This is a genomic window from Flavobacterium sp. xlx-214 (assembly GCF_013874595.1).
Lineage (GTDB): Bacteria > Bacteroidota > Bacteroidia > Flavobacteriales > Flavobacteriaceae > Flavobacterium.
This window is the reverse complement of the sequence record NZ_CP059431.1, coordinates 1,769,503-1,787,869: the sequence shown is the minus strand read 5'-3', so window position 1 is coordinate 1,787,869 and position 18,367 is coordinate 1,769,503. Positions and strand designations below refer to the sequence as shown.

The 18,367-nt window shown below is 31.7% G+C and carries 18 protein-coding genes and 6 tRNA genes; 13 read left to right on the top strand and 11 right to left on the bottom strand.

Annotated features, from left to right (window positions below; translation table 11 throughout):
- Positions 1–25: 25 nt before the first annotated feature.
- Entirely contained in the window at positions 26–1,195 is a 1,170-nt protein-coding gene (locus tag H1R17_RS08445; RefSeq protein ID WP_163432349.1) for a GlmU family protein, read from the bottom strand.
- 88 nt (positions 1,196–1,283) lie between these two features.
- On the opposite strand from H1R17_RS08445, the gene H1R17_RS08440 reads away from it, so the two are divergent.
- Positions 1,284–1,667: a hypothetical protein gene (locus tag H1R17_RS08440; RefSeq protein ID WP_163432350.1), complete on the top strand. Its 384-nt coding sequence runs from the start codon at positions 1,284–1,286 to the stop codon at positions 1,665–1,667.
- Between the two features lie 50 nt (positions 1,668–1,717).
- On the opposite strand, the gene H1R17_RS08435 is transcribed toward H1R17_RS08440, so the two are convergent.
- Positions 1,718–1,969, bottom strand: a complete 252-nt coding sequence (locus tag H1R17_RS08435) for a type B 50S ribosomal protein L31 (RefSeq protein WP_163432351.1) — start codon at positions 1,967–1,969, stop codon at positions 1,718–1,720.
- A 234-nt stretch (positions 1,970–2,203) separates the two neighbouring features.
- Between H1R17_RS08435 and H1R17_RS08430 the strand changes: the two genes are divergently transcribed.
- The 7 genes from H1R17_RS08430 (at position 2,204) to H1R17_RS08400 (ending at position 8,729) form a co-directional block, all read left to right on the top strand.
- Positions 2,204–2,752 carry a DUF4199 domain-containing protein gene (locus H1R17_RS08430; protein ID WP_163432352.1) on the top strand — a complete coding sequence of 183 codons (549 nt, stop codon included), beginning with the start codon at positions 2,204–2,206 and terminating at the stop codon, positions 2,750–2,752.
- Positions 2,752–3,708: a glycosyltransferase family 2 protein gene (locus H1R17_RS08425; protein WP_163432353.1), complete on the top strand. Its 957-nt coding sequence runs from the start codon at positions 2,752–2,754 to the stop codon at positions 3,706–3,708. The genes H1R17_RS08430 and H1R17_RS08425 overlap by 1 nt, the downstream gene beginning before the upstream one ends.
- Positions 3,709–3,720: 12 nt before the next feature.
- On the top strand, positions 3,721–5,451 hold the full coding sequence (locus tag H1R17_RS08420) for a phospho-sugar mutase (RefSeq protein WP_163432354.1): 1,731 nt from the start codon (positions 3,721–3,723) through the stop codon (positions 5,449–5,451).
- Complete coding sequence (locus tag H1R17_RS08415) at positions 5,451–7,286, top strand: ABC transporter ATP-binding protein (RefSeq protein ID WP_163432355.1); 1,836 nt, start codon at positions 5,451–5,453, stop codon at positions 7,284–7,286. Before H1R17_RS08420 ends, H1R17_RS08415 begins: the two co-directional genes overlap by 1 nt.
- A 121-nt stretch (positions 7,287–7,407) precedes the next feature.
- The gene (locus tag H1R17_RS08410) at positions 7,408–7,962 is read left to right on the top strand and encodes a DUF2975 domain-containing protein (protein WP_163432356.1); all 555 of its coding nucleotides are present in this window, start codon (positions 7,408–7,410) and stop codon (positions 7,960–7,962) included.
- 2 nt (positions 7,963–7,964) lie between these two features.
- On the top strand, positions 7,965–8,513 hold the full coding sequence (locus tag H1R17_RS08405; protein ID WP_163432357.1) for a DUF2975 domain-containing protein: 549 nt from the start codon (positions 7,965–7,967) through the stop codon (positions 8,511–8,513).
- Positions 8,514–8,516: 3 nt separating this feature from the next.
- Positions 8,517–8,729 (top strand): helix-turn-helix transcriptional regulator, encoded by a 213-nt coding sequence (locus H1R17_RS08400; protein ID WP_163432358.1) that lies wholly within the window; start codon positions 8,517–8,519, stop codon positions 8,727–8,729.
- A gap of 384 nt (positions 8,730–9,113) precedes the next feature.
- On the opposite strand, the gene H1R17_RS08395 is transcribed toward H1R17_RS08400, so the two are convergent.
- From H1R17_RS08395 to H1R17_RS08370, 6 genes are all read right to left on the bottom strand, one after another.
- A tRNA-Lys gene (locus tag H1R17_RS08395) sits at positions 9,114–9,186 on the bottom strand.
- Between the two features lie 15 nt (positions 9,187–9,201).
- Positions 9,202–9,284: transfer RNA gene (locus tag H1R17_RS08390), tRNA-Leu, on the bottom strand.
- Positions 9,285–9,295: 11 nt separating this feature from the next.
- Positions 9,296–9,368 (bottom strand) — tRNA-Lys (locus tag H1R17_RS08385).
- Positions 9,369–9,401: 33 nt separating this feature from the next.
- A tRNA-Arg gene (locus tag H1R17_RS08380) sits at positions 9,402–9,475 on the bottom strand.
- A 24-nt stretch (positions 9,476–9,499) separates the two neighbouring features.
- A tRNA-Pro gene (locus H1R17_RS08375) sits at positions 9,500–9,574 on the bottom strand.
- Positions 9,575–9,592: 18 nt separating this feature from the next.
- A tRNA-Ser gene (locus tag H1R17_RS08370) sits at positions 9,593–9,676 on the bottom strand.
- A 252-nt stretch (positions 9,677–9,928) separates the two neighbouring features.
- Here H1R17_RS08370 and H1R17_RS08365 point away from each other — a divergent pair.
- The 5 genes from H1R17_RS08365 to pepT all read left to right on the top strand — a co-directional run bounded on the left by H1R17_RS08365 (position 9,929) and on the right by pepT (position 15,810).
- Positions 9,929–11,107: a thiolase family protein gene (locus H1R17_RS08365; protein ID WP_163432359.1), complete on the top strand. Its 1,179-nt coding sequence runs from the start codon at positions 9,929–9,931 to the stop codon at positions 11,105–11,107.
- A gap of 68 nt (positions 11,108–11,175) precedes the next feature.
- Positions 11,176–11,934 (top strand): C40 family peptidase, encoded by a 759-nt coding sequence (locus H1R17_RS08360; RefSeq protein ID WP_163432360.1) that lies wholly within the window; start codon positions 11,176–11,178, stop codon positions 11,932–11,934.
- 54 nt (positions 11,935–11,988) lie between these two features.
- Complete coding sequence (locus tag H1R17_RS08355; protein ID WP_163432361.1) at positions 11,989–13,338, top strand: DEAD/DEAH box helicase; 1,350 nt, start codon at positions 11,989–11,991, stop codon at positions 13,336–13,338.
- A 28-nt stretch (positions 13,339–13,366) separates the two neighbouring features.
- The gene (locus H1R17_RS08350) at positions 13,367–14,488 is read left to right on the top strand and encodes a DEAD/DEAH box helicase (RefSeq protein WP_163432362.1); all 1,122 of its coding nucleotides are present in this window, start codon (positions 13,367–13,369) and stop codon (positions 14,486–14,488) included.
- A gap of 68 nt (positions 14,489–14,556) precedes the next feature.
- On the top strand, positions 14,557–15,810 hold the full coding sequence (gene pepT, locus H1R17_RS08345) for a peptidase T (protein ID WP_163432363.1): 1,254 nt from the start codon (positions 14,557–14,559) through the stop codon (positions 15,808–15,810).
- 24 nt (positions 15,811–15,834) lie between these two features.
- Here the strand turns inward: pepT and H1R17_RS08340 are convergent, their stop codons facing one another.
- The 3 genes from H1R17_RS08340 to H1R17_RS08330 are packed head-to-tail and all read right to left on the bottom strand — an operon-like array spanning position 15,835 to position 18,311.
- Positions 15,835–16,491 carry a DUF2461 domain-containing protein gene (locus tag H1R17_RS08340; RefSeq protein WP_163432364.1) on the bottom strand — a complete coding sequence of 219 codons (657 nt, stop codon included), beginning with the start codon at positions 16,489–16,491 and terminating at the stop codon, positions 15,835–15,837.
- A 48-nt stretch (positions 16,492–16,539) separates the two neighbouring features.
- The gene (locus H1R17_RS08335; RefSeq protein ID WP_163432365.1) at positions 16,540–17,037 is read right to left on the bottom strand and encodes a metallophosphoesterase; all 498 of its coding nucleotides are present in this window, start codon (positions 17,035–17,037) and stop codon (positions 16,540–16,542) included.
- Positions 17,034–18,311 (bottom strand): M64 family metallopeptidase, encoded by a 1,278-nt coding sequence (locus H1R17_RS08330; RefSeq protein WP_163432366.1) that lies wholly within the window; start codon positions 18,309–18,311, stop codon positions 17,034–17,036. The genes H1R17_RS08335 and H1R17_RS08330 overlap by 4 nt, the downstream gene beginning before the upstream one ends.
- Positions 18,312–18,367: the final 56 nt, after the last annotated feature.

Here is an 18,367-nt window from a genome sequence, read left to right as displayed (position 1 = left end):
AGCAATGTTTTCACATTGCTTTTATTTATTGCCATTCTTTTGTTTCATTAAAAACGTGCGTTAAAATATCTTCATCTAACTCAGAAAATTCAATATTTCTACGACTCATTACAATTTTTGCAGTTTCAAACGCTTTTTTAGGTAAATAGGCTTGTGTGCCTTGTGCACCACCCCAAGTAAAATTTGCAATGTAATTACGTGGAAAACCTGCTCCAAAAATATTAGCCGAAACTCCAACAACTGTACCTGTATTAAACATGGTATTAATTCCACATTTACTATGATCGCCCATCATTAACCCGCAAAATTGTAAACCAGTATTTACAAATCGTTCTGTTTCATAATCCCACAATTTAACTGCTTCGTAATTATTTTTCAAGTTAGAATTGTTAGAATCGGCTCCAATATTACACCATTCACCTAAAACTGCATTTCCTAAAAAACCATCATGTCCTTTGTTAGAATAAGCAAACAAAACAGAATTATTTATTTCGCCACCCACTCTACAATGAGGTCCAACTGTTGTAGCTCCGTAAATTTTTGTTGCCAATTTTACTTGCGCATGATCACACAAAGCAAAAGGACCTCTAATTACAGAACCTTCCATAATTTCACTATCTTTTCCTATATAAATAGGACCTGTAGTTGCATTTAAGGTACAAAAATTCAATACAGCACCTTCTTCAATAAAAATATTTTCTGCTCCAAGTACTTGAACTGTATTAGGAATAGACTGCGATCTACGATCTTGAGTAAGTAATTCAAAATCTTCTCGAATAGCCTGATCATTTTTTTGAAAAATATCCCAAGAATATTGTATTTGTAAGCAATCTTCATCAATCGCAATCAATTCATAATCATCAAAATCAATCTCATCTTGATCATCTGTTGCAAAAAAAGCAATAATTTCATCGTTTTTAACAATAGCTTGTTTAGGTTGTAAAAAACTAATCATTTCAACCAACACTTCATTAGGACAAAATGATGCATTAATCATTACGTTTTCCTCCATTTCAACCATAGGATACTTTTCAGACAAATATTCCTCTGTTACAGTAGTGGTGGTAACTCCTAAATACTTTTCCCATTTCTCACGTATTGTTAAAATTCCAACACGAATATCAGCAACAGGTCGTGTAAATGTAAATGGTAACAAAGCATTACGAACAGTACCATCGTATAAAATATAATTCATTTTGTAGTTTATGTTAAAGATTTAAAGGTACAAAGTTTGATTGAAAATTGTATTCTTAATTTAAAAAATAATATCTTTAAAAGAAAAAATGAAAAAGTTAGTATTTCTTTTTAGTGTAATTACCACATTTATATTGGTAGGTTGCAGTGGTTCTGATATGTATTTAGGTACGTGGAAAGCTACAGATAATCAAGGTAATAAATTTGACATAACCTTTGATAAGAATAAGTTTGATGTTAAAGATACCGCAGGTAAATTAACAACGTATAATTATTCTCAGAATGCTGTAAAAATTTCAAACGGAGTTAAATCTTACGGTATTAAGTTAGATGATGGTAGAACGTATCAAATTTTGTTTCCGGTTGTAGATAATACCAAAGTGGCTATTATTTCTTTAGAATCTGGTGAGCCTTTGTACACTATTTCTAGAGACAATTATATTACATACGATGAAATTTACAAATTACAATAAAAAAAGCCTCACAAATTGTGAGGCTTTTTTCTATTTTAAAACTCCAAAAACTATTTTTTGAATTTAGCGTATTTAGTTTTGAATTTATCGATACGTCCTGCAGTATCAATTAATTTAGATTTACCTGTATAGAATGGGTGAGATGTACGAGAAATCTCCATTTTATAAACTGGGTACTCTACTCCATCAACTTCAATTGTTTCTTTTGTTTCAACTGTTGATTTTGTGATGAATACGTCTTCGTTAGACATATCTTTAAACGCTACTAATCTGTAATTTTCTGGGTGAATACCTTTTTTCATGATAAATCTGTTTTAAATTAAATGGCTATTTTTTGCTCTGATGCTTTTATATTTCTAAAAGGTATAAACAAACCAATAGCTTTTTGTTTGTAAAAATTGTTTATTTTCAGATTGCAAATTTACTACATATTTTTAAATATCAAACATATCTTTCGTTTTTTTAAAAGCTAATATCAAATTTTTCTAAAAGCTAATTTTGTATATTTGTAAGATTTTATCAAAATACTAATTTATATGAACCCTATAAGTAAAAAAACAGGAATATCTTTTGGTCTTATTCTAGCCTTTTACTATTTACTTGCAAACGTTATTGTTTTTTTTGCTGATTATACCCTTTTTGCTAAACCTTATTTTGGTATTGTAAACATGATTGTTGTTTTAGTATTGGCTATTTCTTGTGTATGGATTACTAAAAAACGATTAGGCAATTTTATAACTTTTAAAGAAGGTTTTTCTGCTTTTTTCATCATGATAATTATTGGTTTTGTTACCAATATGCTGTTGCAATTTGTATTGTTTAATTTTGTTGATCCTGCTGCTAAAGAAGCTAACAATAAAATTATGATTGAAATGGCTCAAAACATAGCAAAAGAATTAAGCTTACCAAAGGAAGAATTAGAAAAACAAATGGAATTTATTCGCAATAATCCAGATGATAACTTTTCTTTTAGTTCATTAATTTTCTCATTGGCTCAAAGTTTATTAGGCGCATCAATTGCTGGCTTATTAATATCTTTAACTTTTAGAAATAAATCAGAATTTTCAACTCCAAAAACAACCTAATGAATCTATCGATTTTAATTCCTTTATTAAACGAGGCTGAATCATTACCTGAGTTACACACTTGGATTGAAAAAGTAATGCGTGAAAATAATTTTACGTATGAAGTTATTTTTATTGATGATGGAAGTACGGATGAATCGTGGAATGAAATTTTAAAATTACAAGTTGCTGATGTCAATGTAAAAGGGATTCGTTTTCAGAAAAATTACGGAAAATCGCAAGCTTTACACGCTGGTTTTGATATGGCGCAAGGTGATGTTGTTATTACCATGGATGCTGATTTACAAGACAGTCCTGATGAAATTCCTGAATTATATCAAATGATTACATCACAAAAGTTTGATTTAGTTTCGGGTTGGAAAAAGAAACGTTACGATGCCGTTTTTGCCAAAAATTTACCCTCAAAATTATTCAATTGGGCTGCGCGAAGAACATCGGGCGTTCAACTAAACGATTTTAATTGTGGCTTAAAAGCGTACAATAATAAAGTAGTAAAAAACATTGATGTTTATGGCGAAATGCATCGTTATATACCTGTTTTAGCAAAAAACGCTGGATTTTCTAAAATTGGCGAAAAAGTAGTACAACACCAAGCACGCAAATACGGAACTTCAAAATTTGGCATGAGTCGTTTTATTAATGGCTTTCTAGATTTAATAACCATTTGGTTTTTATCAAAATTTGGCAAACGTCCTATGCATTTATTTGGTGCTATGGGCGCTTTTATGTTTGTTATTGGATTTTGCAGCGCTTTGTTTATAGGCGTTTACAAAATATACAAATTATCGGTTGGCGAACCTGCTTTATTAGTCACTAAAAATCCTTGGTTTTACATTGCTTTAACAGCCATGATTTTAGGTACGCAACTATTTTTAGCTGGTTTCTTGGGCGAAATCATCCTGAGAACCAAAAACAACGAAGCTCGATACAAAATTGCTTCAAAACTTAACTCTTAATTAAAAAATATCATGGATATTCCTAAAAATATATTAGAAAAAGCAAATGCTTGGACACAAGCTCCTTTTGATACAGAAACGCAAGAAAAAGTTACCGATTTAGTATCCTCATCTCCTAAAGAATTAGAAGATGCTTTTTACAAAAATCTAGAATTTGGTACAGGCGGTATGCGTGGTATTATGGGCGTTGGTACTAACCGCATTAATAAATACACGTTAGGTAAAAACACACAAGGTTTATCGCAATACTTAAAAAAATCGTTTCCTAACGAAGAAATTAAAGTAGCTATTGCGTACGATTGCCGTCACAACAGTGATACGTTGGCAAAAGTAGTTGCCGATGTATTTTCTGCTAATGGAATTAAAGTGTTTTTGTTTGAAGAATTACGTCCTACACCAGAATTATCGTTTGCGGTACGTTATTTAAAATGTCATGCAGGAATTGTTTTAACGGCATCTCACAATCCACCAGAATACAACGGATACAAAGTATATTGGCAAGATGGCGGACAATTAGTACCACCACAAGACAAAGAAATCATTCAAGTAATTGACAGTTTGGATTATTCGGACATTTTGTTCGATTCTAATCCATCATTAATTGAGTACATCGGTGCGGAAATTGACGAAGTTTTTGTACAATCGGCTGTAGAAAATGCGAGTTTTAATATTCCGCAAGAAGCTAAAAATCAATTAAAAATTGTATACACTTCTTTACACGGAACATCTATTAAATCCATTCCGCAGGTTTTAGCAAAAGCAGGATATACCGATGTAAATATTGTAAAAGAGCAAGCTGAGCCTAATGGCGATTTTCCAACCGTAAAATCACCCAACCCAGAAGAACCGGCTGCTTTACAAATGGCTTTAGATTTAGCTAACGAAATTAATGCAGATATTGTTATTGGTACCGATCCCGATTCTGATCGTTTAGGTGTTGCGGTTCGTAACAAAGAAGGCGAAATGATTTTATTAAACGGAAATCAATCCATGATTGTCATGACAGCGTTTTTGTTAGAACAATGGAAACGTGCAGGAAAAATTAAAGATCGCAAACAATTTATTGGTTCAACCATTGTATCAACTCCTATGATGTTGGCTTTGGCAGAAGCGTATGATGTTGATTGTAAAGTAGGTTTAACAGGTTTTAAATGGATTGCGAAGTTTATTAAAGATTTCCCTGAACAAGAATTTATTGGCGGTGGCGAAGAAAGTTTTGGATTTATGGTAGGCGATGCCGTGCGTGATAAAGATGCTGTGGCTTCTACCCTATTGGTTTGCGAAATTGCGGCTATAGCAAAAGCTGCGGGTTCATCACTATACCAAGAATTATTGAATTTATATGTTGATTACGGCTATTACAAAGAACATTTAATTTCGATTACCAAAAAAGGGAAAGATGGTGCTGAGGAAATTGCAAACATGATGACCGAATTACGTAACAATCCGCTGAAAGAAATTGCTGGTGAACGCGTTGTTTTCATTGAAGATTATCAAAGTGCTGTGGCAACGAATTTATTTTCAAATGAAACAGAACCTTTGTATTTACCAAAATCAAATGTGTTGATTTACTATTTAGAAGATGGATCTAAAATCTGCGCGCGTCCAAGTGGTACCGAGCCAAAGATTAAATTCTATTTTAGTACCAATACCATGATAGAATCGGTTGATGAACTTAAAGATGCAGACGATTATTTACAGCAAAAAATCGACCAAATCATTAATGATATGAAATTAAACTAATGGACAATAATATAAAAAAAATACTGCCTTACGCTTTATTTTACAAGAAAAACATTGTCTGGAATGTTATTTTTAATGTACTATATGCGCTTTTTAGCACATTGGGTATGGTTATGATTATTCCTGTAATGAATGTATTATTTGGAGAAAAAGAAAAAGTTATCAAACTACCTACTTTTACAAATATTTGGGAACTTAAAGATTTTCTAAGTGATACTTTATACTATCATATTAATCATCTTACCGAGGTTAAAGGTGCTCAATATGCTTTATACCTCATTATTAGTATTATCATTATTATTTTCTTACTAAAGAACCTCTTTGGATTTTTAGGATTACAGCATTTAATGAAACTAAAAACGGGTGTTTTACGTGATTTTAGAGAAAAAATGTATGCAAAAATTGTTGATTTACCTGTATCATTTTATTCCGAAAAACGTAAAGGCGATGTTATGGCGCGCATGTTAGGTGATGTAAGCGAAGTACAAAATTCGTTTTTTGCTGTTTTAGAACTTATTGTAAAAGAACCTCTTACCATTATTTTAACACTTATTGCTATGTTTTCGATAAGTTGGGAACTTACTTTGTTTGTGTTTATTTTCATACCTATTTCAGGGTTGATTATTTCGCAAATTGGTAAATCGTTAAAATCTCAATCTACTCGTGCACAGCAAGAAAACGGTTATATGATTTCGGTTGTAGAAGAAACGTTATCAGGTTTAAAAGTAGTAAAAGGTTACAACGCAGAAGGTTATTTCAAAAGGATTTTTAATGAATCGGTTAATCGTTTATACATTCTTACAAATAAAATTGGTAAAAAAAACAACTTAGCATCGCCTATGTCTGAGTTCTTAGGTATTGCTACCATTGCCGTTTTATTAATTTACGGAGGAACATTAGTTCTTCAAGATGGTTCGTTAACAGGTGGCGCATTTATTGGTTATATTGGTATGGCATATAATATTTTAACACCTGCAAAGGCTATTTCTAAAGCATCTTATCAAGTTAAGAACGGATCTGCTGCTGCTGAACGTGTTTTTGAAATTCTAGAAACGCCAAACGTAATTCGTGATACAGATGAATCTCTTAAAATCACCTCTTTCAATGATAAAATTTCTTTAAAAGATATTACCTTTTCTTATGATGGAGAGCGAAATGTTTTAAAGAATTTTAACTTAGACATTCCTAAAGGAAAAACCGTTGCATTGGTTGGTCAGTCAGGTTCTGGTAAAAGTACTATTGCCAATTTATTAATGCGTTTTTACGATGTAGAAAATGGCACCATTGCAATTGATAGCACTAATATTAAAGACATTCAATTATTTTCTTTACGCAATCAATTAGGTTTGGTTACCCAAGATAGCATTATGTTTAATGGAAGTATTGCTGATAATGTTAGAATTGGAAAATTAAACGCAACCGATGATGAAGTTGTAGATGCTTTAAAAATTGCCAATGCTTACGAGTTTGTTCAAAATTTACCCGAAGGAATCAACACGAATATTGGTGATGCTGGAGGAAAATTATCAGGCGGACAAAAACAACGTATTTCTATTGCGCGTGCTGTATTAAAGAATCCGCCTATTATGGTTTTAGACGAAGCAACATCTGCCTTAGATACCGAAAGCGAACGTTTGGTACAAGACGCCCTTGAAAAAATGATGGCTAACCGTACATCGGTTGTTATTGCGCACCGTTTATCTACCATACAAAAAGCTGATGTTATTGTTGTAATGCATCGTGGTGAAATTGCCGAACAAGGTACACACGACGAACTAATTGCTAAAAACGGAACATACGCTAAATTAGTTTCTTTACAATCTTTTGAAAGTTAAGCAATTACACATATAATTTAAAAATCACTCATTATCGAGTGATTTTTTTTACATATTTAATTATTGTTTTTCGATAATTTATATATCTTTGTCGATATAAAATAATCAAATAACGATCTTTATGAGAACAATAACCTTTTTAAACATTGTCATACGTATCATCTTTGGCTTTTTAGTTCTACTTACAAGTTTTATAACTATTTCCTTTTTGCTGTATGCTTTTAATATTAATTTAGGATTTAATTTCCTTACTAGGTTTAGCTCCAATATAAATACACCTTTAAGTAATTTCTTAATCATCGTTATAGGAATTATGGTGCTTATTTATGCTGTAAGTTATATTTATGCTCTTTATCTTTTTAGAAAATGTTTGGATTTATTTATGGAAATGAAATTCTTTGAAAATACCATCATTAAAAACTTTAAAACAATTGGTTATATTTTTTTGATAGGATTTGTAGTTAATTGTTTATTTAAATATTTTGAAATCATCGAAAAAGCAAATCTGCAAAAATCAGTTCCTATTAACTTTAGTTTTACCAATTTATTTTTAAACCCTTTTAATGGTTTAATCATCAGCTTATTCTTTATTGTCTTAAGCAAAGTATTTCAATTGGCTAAACAACAGAAAGAAGAAAACATTACATTAAAACAAGAAAACGATTTAACCATTTAATTATGAAAACACTAAACATTCTAAGCTTCATTCTTTACATAATATTGCTTGCTTTTATCATTATGGTACCTGTACTCATTTGGATTGTAGGATATACAATAGCAAATATTGAAACAGAAATACCGAGTTATTTACTATTTAAACAAGAAGTTTTAACCACCAACAATCCATACCCCTTATTCATATCGCTTTTAATTTATGTTATTGTTTTTATTGCAAATGCTTACGCACTTTTACTTTTTTATAAAGTAATAAAACAGTTTAAGAAAAGTAAAATATTTGATGAAAAGGTTGTTATTTATCTAAAACAAATGGGGTACATCTTTGCTATTGGATATTTATTAATATATAGTTTAAAGCCAATTATAGATATGAAAAGTTTTACTTTTTTTAAAAATTCTTCCAATGGATTCGATACTTTTTTAGAATACCCAATAAATGGTTTTATTATAGGTTTATTTTTTTTAATTCTAAGTAAAGCATTTCAAATTGCGAAACAACAAAAAGAAGAAAACGTAGAACTAAAACAAGAAAACGATTTAACCATTTAGCGTATGCCCATAATAGTAAACCTTGATGTAATGTTAGCAAAACGCAAAATGCAATCGCAAGAGTTAGCCGATAAAATTGGCATTACCACCGTTAACCTTTCTATATTAAAAACAGGTAAAGCCAAAGCCATACGGTTCTCTACATTAGAAGCTATTTGTAAAGAGCTTAATTGCCAGCCAGGCGATATTTTAGAATTTATACCTGATAACGATTAACAAAACCTACCAAATGGTAGGTTTTGTTTTAAAAAAAAAATAAATAGATCTTTTCCTTTATAAACCAGTTGAGAAAAAGCTTGGACTTATTATTACAAGATTTAAGAACCTTCACATCAAATAAGATGATTTAATAAATTCATTAAAGTTTGTTTATTTTTAAAATCAATTAAATTAATAAGAATTACATTTATTCTCCTTCATTATAATAAAGATATTGTATTTCTCTACTAAATTTAAAAAGATATAGTATGAGATTTTAAAGTCTACACTTATATTAATTATGGTTGATTGAACACCAGTATCGCTTATCTTCCTAAAAAAACGAATTGAAAGTAAATAAAAAAGGGACAAATCTATCTTTTTTAGATTTGTCCCTAGAAGTGACCCGACTGGGGCTCGAACCCAGGACCCCAACATTAAAAGTGTTGTGCTCTACCAACTGAGCTATCGAGTCAATATTTTTTTAGTGTGACCGTGATCAGATTCGAACTGACACGTCTTATGGACACCACCCCCTCAAGATGGCGAGTCTACCAATTCCTCCACACGGCCATTAGCCTTTGTGACCCGACTGGGGCTCGAACCCAGGACCCCAACATTAAAAGTGTTGTGCTCTACCAACTGAGCTATCGAGTCTTAAACTTTTAAAAAGTTTATATTGGTAATTTGTGACCCAATCAGGATTCGAACCTGAGACCTACTGCTTAGAAGGCAGTTGCTCTATCCAGCTGAGCTATTGGGCCTAACCTAACATTTAAGTTATTTTGTCGGGGTGGCAGGATTCGAACCTGCGGCCTCCTGCTCCCAAAGCAGGCGCGATAACCGGGCTACGCTACACCCCGAAGGTTATCTTTTTTTTGCGGAGAGACAGGGACTCGAACCCTGGCGACAGTCACCCGTCGACAGATTAGCAATCTGCTCCGTTACCACTCCGGCACCTCTCCAGCAAAACCATATTTTCCTATGGTTAAGCGGTTGCAAATGTATAACGAGATTTATTAGTTTGCAAATATTTCTTGTCTTTTTTTGAAAAAAAATGCCCATAAATAAGCATTTCGCTAAAAATCAATAACATAAAACATACTTTAAATTTATATTTTCTTAACAATATTGAGGGAATATTTTCAATTCTAAAATTAAGTTGGAAAAAATAGATTCTTTTAGTAAATTCGCAGTATAACAAAACGATATCTTTTATGAATAAAAAAGTGGTTATTGTATCTGCAGCAAGAACTCCAATTGGTAGTTTTATGGGAGCGTTATCAACTGTTCCAGCTCCTAAATTAGGTGCAGCGGCAATTAAAGGTGCTTTAGAGAAAATCAATTTAGATCCAAATAAAGTTGAAGAAGTTTTAATGGGTAATGTAGTGCAAGCTGGTACAGGTCAGGCTCCTGCACGTCAAGCAGCATTACTTGCAGGTTTATCTAATGAAGTACCATGTACTACAGTTAATAAAGTATGTGCATCTGGAATGAAAGCTATTATGCAAGGTGCGCAAGCAATTGCAAATGGCGATGCTGATATTATTGTTGCTGGTGGTATGGAAAACATGAGTATGATTCCTCATTATGCTAACTTAAGAACAGGTGTTAAATTTGGTGGTACTGCTTTTGTTGATGGTATGCAAAGAGATGGTTTATCTGACGCATATGAAAACCAAGCAATGGGAGTTTACGCTGATGCTACTGCAACTGAATACAATATTTCTAGAGAACAACAAGACGAGTTTGCTATTAATTCATACAAAAAATCGGCTGCTGCATGGGACGCTGGTAAATTTGATAGTGAAATAGTTCCTGTTGCTGTTCCTCAACGTAAAGGTGATCCTATTATGGTTACCAAAGATGAGGAATATTCTAATGTAAAATTAGACAAAATTCCAGCTTTAAATCCAGCTTTTACTAAAGAAGGAACTGTTACTGCTGCTAATGCTTCAACTATTAATGATGGTGCTGCTGCTGTAGTTTTAATGAGCGAAGAAAAAGCAAACGAATTAGGTTTAAAACCGTTAGCTTATATTAAAGGTTTTGCTGATGCTGCACAAGAGCCAAAATGGTTTACAACTGCACCTGCAAAAGCGTTACCTAAAGCATTAAATAAAGCAGGTGTTTCTATTGCCGATGTTGATTTCTTTGAATTTAACGAAGCTTTCTCTGTGGTAGGTATTGCAAACACAAATATTTTAAATATTGATCCTGCAAAAGTAAACGTTAATGGTGGTGCTGTATCATTAGGTCATCCTCTAGGATGTTCTGGTGCACGTATTGTAGTAACATTATTAAATGTATTAGATCAAAACAATGCTAAAGTTGGTGCTGCTGCTATTTGTAATGGTGGTGGTGGTGCATCTGCTATTGTAATTGAAAAAATATAACAAAATAAATTACTTTTTATAAATGAGAAGGTATAAAACACCTTCTCATTTACTTTTAATACCTGAATATGTTTGCAATTTGTCATTTAGCTATTGTACCCTTACGTTTTGAACCTTCAGACAGAAGTGAAATGGTTTCGCAAGTTCTTTTTGGAGAAACTTTTACTATTTTAGAAAAGCGTGAAAAATGGTCAAAAATACAGTTAACAGCCGATGAATACGAGGGTTGGATAGACAACAAACAGTATACAGAAATTTCAGTAGATCAATTCAATCAAATAAAACAAAATCCAAAGTTTTATTGTGCCGATTTAATTGATTATGTAACTGGAACCAATACACTTTTACCAATATCATTAGGAAGCAATTTATCTTTTTTATCGCTTTCTGAAATCAACAAAGATCAACTAGTTTTTGAAGGAAAAGCCATTACAGGTACCCAACCCAAAACAAATTTATTGCAAACTGCTTTTTTGTATTTAAATGCTCCTTATTTGTGGGGTGGTAAAACGCCTTTTGGTATAGACTGCTCTGGTTTTACTCAAATGGTGTATCGTTTAAATGGTTATAGTATTCCTAGAGATGCATCGCAACAAGCAAGAATTGGTGAAGCCTTAAGTTTTATAGAAGAAAGTGAAGTAGGCGATTTGGCTTTTTTTGATAACGATGAAGGCAACATTGTACATGTAGGCATTATTATGGAAAACAACTACATCATACATGCTCATGGCAAGGTTAGAATTGATCGTTTGGATCATTTAGGTATTTTAAATATCGATTCTGGTCGTCATACACATAAATTACGTGTGATTAAAAAAATCATTTAACAGCAACTCTTCATTTGCTTACAGAATGCTTATCTTTGCCTAAAATATTTTTTTATGGCAACATTTGAGCAATTCAATCTACCTAAATCTTTACAAAAAGCAATAGACGAATTAGGTTTTGTACAACCAACTCCTATACAAGAAAAATCGTTTAACGTAATTCTTTCAGGTAAAGATATTATGGGAATTGCCCAAACAGGTACCGGAAAAACATTTGCCTATTTACTTCCTATTTTAAAACAATGGAAATTTCAAGAAACCGATGCGCCTAGAGTTGTTATTTTAGTACCAACGCGTGAATTAGTGGTTCAGGTTGTTGAAGAAGTTGAAAAACTAACCAAATACATGTCAATTCGTGTTTTAGGAATTTATGGTGGAGTTAATATCAATACCCAAAAAAAGTCGGTTTACGATGGCGTTGATATTGTAGTAGCAACACCTGGTAGGTTAATGGATTTGGCTTTAGACAATGTTTTAAGATTTGATAATTTACAAAAGTTGGTAATTGATGAATTTGACGAAATTTTAAATTTAGGATTTCGCATTCAACTAACTGCCATTCTTTCCATGATGAAAGAAAGAAAGCAAAATATTTTATTTTCGGCAACCATGACAGAGGAAGTGGATGAAATTCTTGAAGATTATTTTAATTTTCCCAAAGAAATTTCATTAGCTCCATCAGGTACTCCTCTTGAAAAAATAGAACAAAGTGCTTACGCAGTCCCAAATTTCTTAACTAAGTTAAACATCTTAAAAGAAATTTTAAATACCGATGAAACTGCAACACGAGTTTTACTTTTTGTAAACAACAAACGTTTAGCTGATTATGTGTTAGAACATTTAGAAGAAGAATTTCCTAACGAGTTTGGTGTAATTCATTCTAATAAAACCCAAAATTACCGTTTAAATACCATGGAATTGTTTCAAAATGGTGAATTGCGTGGTTTGGTAACTACAGATGTTATGGCTCGCGGGTTAGATATTACAGATATTACACACGTCTTTAACATGCAATTACCTGAAATTCCGGAGCAATATATTCATAGAATTGGTAGAACGGGTAGAGCTGATAAAGATGGAAAAGCAATTAGTTTTATTTCTCCTAAAGAAGAAGAAGAAGCACAATTAGAGATTGAAGAATTGATGAATTATGAAATTCCAATGCTTGCTATTCCTGAAACCGTTAAAATTGAAGAACAAAAGCTTGAGTTTGAGAAAGATCGTGTAAAATTAGCGACTAATAAACGTAAGATTGATGCAGAACGTGGCGAAGCTTTTCATGAGAAAAAAGAGAAGAATAAAAAGGTAAACTTGGGTGGTCCAGGAAAAAGAACACCTAGAAAATCAGCCCCAAGAAACCGTGCCGTAGAACGTAAACGCAACGAAAAACGTAAGAAAAAATAGTTTTTATTTCACCAAACAAGCATACATTTTGACTTTCAAAGATTTACAATTAATAGATCCGCTATTAAAAGCTATTGAAAAAGCTAATTACAAAGTTCCAACTTCCATCCAACAGCAAACTATTCCTTTAATCTTAAAAGGAAATGATGTTATGGGGTGTGCGCAAACTGGTACAGGTAAAACGGCTGCGTTTATATTACCAATTCTTCAAAATTTAAGTATTCGTAAAAAGCAATCTAAAAAACCTAGAGCCTTAGTTTTAACTCCAACAAGAGAATTAGCTTTGCAGATTAGCGATAATTTAAAAACGTACAGTATTTTTTTAAATAGCTCTTACGCTACTATTTTTGGTGGTGTTTCTGCAGTTCCTCAAATTGATAAATTAAAGAAAGGATGTGAAATTTTAGTAGCAACTCCTGGTAGATTAATAGATTTAACAAATCAAAAAATAATTGATCTTAGAGAAATTGAAATTTTGGTTTTAGATGAAGCCGATCAAATGTTGGATATGGGATTTGTAAACGATATCAAGAAAATTCTTAAAAACATTCCAACAAAAAGACAAACATTGTTTTTTTCTGCAACAATGCCTACAGAAATTAAGAAGTTTGCCAACAGTATTTTATACAACCCTAAAGAAGTTATTGCTAATAAAGTATCTTCAACTGTAGAAATTATTGAGCAAAAGGTTTGTTTTGTAGAAAAACCTAAAAAACCGCAAGCTTTGTTACATATTTTACAAAATATAGAACAAGATAAGTTCATTGTTTTTACAAGAACAAAATATGGTGCTGATAAATTGGTTAAATTCTTAAAAAAGAATGGTATTGATTCTGTTGCAATTCATGGGAATAAATCGCAAAACGCTAGACAAAATGCACTAGAAAATTTTAAAAATGATAAAATTAAAATTTTAATTGCAACAGATATTGCTGCCAGAGGTATTGATATTTCTGAATTGCCTTGTGTTATTAATTATGAATTACCAAATGTTGCAGAAACGTATGTACACAGAATTGGAAGAACTGGTAGAGCAGGCAAAGAAGGTATTGCTATTTCATTTTGTAGCACTGAAGAACAAACCGATTTAAAAAACATTCAAAAACTAATTGGATTTAAATTAAAAGAATTGAATATTGATCTTATTTAAGAATAAAATTTAACTCTTAAAGTTGTAAGATTTTAATAAATTTGTTAGATATAATTTTTACATAAAAAATGGAAAATAAACAGCATATTATTGATCGTTTTATTAGCTATGTAACAGTAGATACTGAATCAGATCCAAACTCAGAAACAACACCTTCTACAAAAAAGCAATGGGATTTAGCTAATAAATTAGTTGAAGAACTTAAAAAAATTGGTTTACAAGAAGTTACTATTGATGAAAATGCTTACATAATGGCAACTTTACCTAGTAATGTAGATCATGAAGTACCAACAATTGGTTTTGTTTCACATTTTGATACTTCTCCAGATTTCACAGGGGCAAATGTAAAGCCTCAAATTGTTGAAAATTACGATGGCGGTGATATCATGCTAAACAAAGAGCAAAATATTGTATTATCTCCAAGTTATTTTGATGATTTATTACAGTACAAAGGTCAAACATTAATTACTACTGACGGAACAACATTGCTTGGCGCTGATGATAAAGCAGGTATTTGTGAAATAGTTTCGGCAATGGAATATTTAATTCAACATCCCGAAATTAAACACGGTAAAATTAGAATTGGTTTTACGCCTGATGAAGAAATTGGACGTGGCGCGCATAAATTTGATGTTGAAAAATTTGGAGCTGATTGGGCATACACAATGGATGGAAGTCAAATTGGTGAGTTAGAATACGAGAACTTTAATGCAGCTGGAGTTAAATTGATTTTTAAAGGAAAAAGCGTACACCCAGGTTATGCAAAAGGAAAAATGATCAACTCTATGCTATTGGCAAACAAGTTTATCTCTAAATTACCTTTAAAAGAAGTTCCTGAAAAAACAACAGGTTACGAAGGCTTTTTTCATGTAAACGATATTTCTGGATCTATTGAAGAAACAGAGGTTCATTTAATTATTCGTGATCACGACATGAAGAAATTCAAAAAGCGTAAAAAAACAATTCGTGATTTAGTTTCAAAAATGAACAAAAAATACGCTGAAAAATTTGGCGATAAAATTGTTGAATGCGAAATCAAAGACCAATATTACAATATGAAAGAAAAGGTAGAACCTGTAATGTATATTGTAGATATTGCCGAACAAGCAATGAAAGAATTGGATATTAAACCAATCATTAAACCAATTCGTGGTGGTACCGATGGTTCTCAATTATCATATATGGGCTTACCTTGTCCGAATATTTTTGCTGGCGGTCATAATTTCCATGGAAAATACGAATATGTGCCTGTTGAAAGTATTTTAAAAGCAACACAAGTTATTGTAAAAATTGCTGAAATAACAGCAAATAGAAAATTCTAAAAAAAGAGGCAAATGCCTCTTTTTTTATATCTTTTCTCCATTTAAATTGGTTAACAAAACATCCGTTATATAATTAACAAAAGGTCTTGAAGCCTTAAAAACAGTAACTACTTTATCAGTAAAATCTTTACTTAAAACATCTTCATCAGATAATTTATGAATGAGTAAAAATTGTTTTTTCTTAATAAGATTAATACGTTCATGCTCTTTATTAAAACCTTTAGGTGCGGTTTTAACCTCCTCGCCTACTAAATCACCAAACGTTTTTTTTATTTCTTTTGATTGAAGTATTTGCTGCAACTCATCGTCAAGTTCAATTTCTTTGCGAATCCTTAATAAATCTTCTTTATTTGGTCCAAAAAAACCGACACCAATAAACGATTCGCCTGGTTGAATATGCAAGTAATATCCACCTCTATTATCTGGCTGTTGTCTACCAACATACATCGAAAAATGATTCTTATAAGGTGTTTTATCTGTTGAAAAACGGACATCTCTATAAATACGGTAAATTTTTAAAGGACTCAATTCATCACTACTACTTAGCTTTTTGTAAACCTCTTGAAAAGCAACATCAGCACTTTGTTTTGAATCTTCAAATATCGTTTTATTATCTTGAAACCATTCTCGGTTATTATTTTTCTCTAATTTTTTTAAAAAATCTAAAACTTTCTTTTCCATTTTTTATTTTAAAATTACTATTATTTTCGGAGTATTCAACAAATAATATCATCCTCTTTTCCCAAGTTCAATGACTTCTAAATTTTGAATTTTTCCTTGATTAATTTCAAATCGCAACATGGTTCGCATTTGATGAAACCCGTGTGTACCAGCAGCTCCAGGATTCATAGTTAAACAATTGTATTGTTTATCAAATTGCACTTTTAATATGTGCGAATGTCCGCAAATAAAAATATCTGGTTTAAATTCTAAAAAACCTTCCTTTATTCTTGTTGAATATTTACCTGGGTAACCACCAATGTGTGTCATCCAAATTTTCATTCCCTCACAATTAAATATATTGTTTAAAGGAAATTCGGTTCTTGCTTTTGCGTCATCAATGTTTCCATAAACAGCCTGTAAGGGTTTTATTTTTTTTAACGTATCGGTTACCTTTAAATCACCTATATCACCCGCATGCCAAACTTCGTCTGCCTGTTCTGCATAATGTACTATGCGATCATCTATATAACTGTGTGTGTCTGAAAGCAACAGAATTTTCTTCATTTTTTTACTTTCTTTTGTGTGTAAAACAAAATCATTTCTTCAATGGCATTGTTACAAACCGGACAAAAATCTTCGGTATTGTTAATTTTCATACGGCAAGTAAGCGTAGGTATATATAAACCATTGCCTTTTAAGCCTTCAAAAACGCCAATTTTAACCTCTTTACTTAATTCGTTTGGTGTAGGAACAACAGTGTTTTCATCGACTAAACTTTTCCATTTTGAAGAAAAATCAACCAAAGAAGTAATGTTTTTCTCCCAAGGCTCTGTATTTAAACTTGCTTTATTTTCAAAAACATCTTGCGCATAAAAATATTCATCGGCTAAACCCGCAAAACTATGACCAAATTCGTGTACCACAACAGGCGCAAACTCCTTATTTTTGGTTGTAGTTAAACTGTACGAATTTAAAATACCTCCGCCACCATAAAAATCGGTATTTGCTAAAATAATAATGTGTTGATACGGAATGCTTTCTAATTGATTATGAAGCAACTTTGTATGTAACGTTGTTAAATATCTGTTGGAATAAAAGGTATCAAAATTGGATTGCACAGCAGTATTTAACCAAATATTTTTAGACGGTATGCTTATGCCTGATTCTTTTGAAACGGTTTTAACAGCTACAATTTCAAAGGAATCTTGGTATTTATTAAAAATTTTGTGCTTAAATAGATTTTCTTTTGTTTTTTGAGCATATTCCATAAAAGCATCCATATCGCTTTCTGAATATCCTTCAGCAACTAATGCAATTTTTATAGGATTTTTAATTTTTGCTTTGTGAATTACCTCGTATTGATTGCTAATTTGTGTGCTTTTTCGAATTAAAACATCCGTTGGATCAATCAGTTGTTGTGCTAAAATCTTTTCTTCGTTTTTTGCATTGTAAAAAGAGACATCTATCCTAACCGATTTTTTAGGATATGGAATTAAAAACGTATTTTCAAAACTTTTAAACTGATATTTTGCCTGATCTAAAGTTAACCATTCTTGAAACAAACTACTAAATGGCAAAACATAAATAAGTTTGTTGGTAGCTTCGTCGTATACTTTAATTTGTCCGTTGCCTTGTATAGGTGTAACAGCCAAATTATCAACGCGTCCATGCCATTTATCTAACTGAATCATTTCATTTAAATAAATATTCTGCTGATTGGCATTTCCTCCAAAAATATAATCCAAACGAAGGGTTTTATCAATAAAAAAATCATTAAACTGTTGTGCATTGGCAAAAAAACCAACAACTAAAAAAAGGATACAATAAGTAAAGCGCATAAATTATGTTTTTACAAAAATATTTAGTTTTTTGTTAATACCATCATTAGCCGTAA